The sequence below is a fragment of the Staphylococcus sp. HMSC069D12 genome (assembly GCF_001810405.1).
Classification (GTDB): domain Bacteria; phylum Bacillota; class Bacilli; order Staphylococcales; family Staphylococcaceae; genus Staphylococcus; species Staphylococcus haemolyticus.
This window is the reverse complement of sequence record NZ_KV801125.1, coordinates 1-277: the sequence shown is the minus strand read 5'-3', so window position 1 is coordinate 277 and position 277 is coordinate 1. Positions and strand designations below refer to the sequence as shown.

The window sequence follows — 277 nt, the reverse complement described above, 5'->3', positions numbered from 1 at the left end:
ATTTCTTCTTTAGTAACCTCTGGTTCGCCTGCTTTTGGACCATGTTTTGTGACATCGTCAACCGGAGGTGTTACTACTTCACCTGTTTCAGGATTCTTGATGCCTGGTTTACCTGGTACTTCTTCTGTACCGTCAATTGGTAAGTTTGGATCGAACTCATCTTTATGACCTTGTGGTACTTCTTCTCCACCGAATTGTGTGATTTCATCTACTGGTTCTTTTGTTACTTCTGTTGTTGGTTCACCTTCGCCTACTTTTTCTCCCGTTAATGGATTAA

At 41.5% G+C, this 277-nt stretch carries 1 protein-coding gene; it reads right to left on the bottom strand.

Translation table 11 applies throughout. From position 1 onward, the window contains the following. The coding region (locus tag HMPREF2737_RS10105) for an E domain-containing protein (protein ID WP_176744068.1) at positions 1-277 on the bottom strand (277 nt) is incomplete at both ends.